This window comes from Filobacillus milosensis (assembly GCF_004402015.1).
Taxonomy (GTDB): domain Bacteria; phylum Bacillota; class Bacilli; order Bacillales; family Alkalibacillaceae; genus Filobacillus; species Filobacillus milosensis.
On the sequence record NZ_SOPW01000051.1, the window covers coordinates 1 to 545 of the forward strand.

Sequence of the window (545 nt, forward strand, 5' to 3'; positions counted from 1 at the left end):
ATCGCTTTAATACCTCGTCAACAACTGTTATGCGCCGTTTTGATGATATTAGTTCTTCTATGTTAGAGGAAACAAAGGAATTGCCTGAAGTGATTGCCATTGATGAATACAAGGGTGATGCTGGAGGAGAAAAATATCAGACCATTATTGCGGATCCAATAGAAAGAAAGCCACTTGAAATTCTTAAAGACAGAAAAAAGACCACGTTAAAAGAGTATTTAAAACAACATGGTGACAAAGTAAAAATTGTGGTCATGGATATGAGTCAGTCATTTAAAGCAGCTGTAGACCAGGCGTTAGGTGGACCTGTTATTGTAGCTGACAGGTTTCATTTTTGTCGTTATATTTATTGGGCCCTTGAACAAGTTAGAAGAAAAACACAAAAATCATTTCATGATTATGACCGTAAAAAATGTAAGAGAATGAGACATGTGTTTTATAAGCATCAGGAGAACTTGTCTGAGAAGCAACGGTGGTACTTAGAACACTACTTAAGTAAATCTGATTATTTGAGAAAAGCTTATCAATTAAAAGAAGAGTATCGA

Annotated in this window: 1 protein-coding gene; it reads left to right on the forward strand. The window is 35.2% G+C overall.

The genetic code is table 11. The features are described from left to right. Positions 1 to 545 (forward strand): transposase (locus E3U55_RS17075; protein ID WP_194840972.1); only part of this gene is annotated, 545 nt, incomplete at both ends.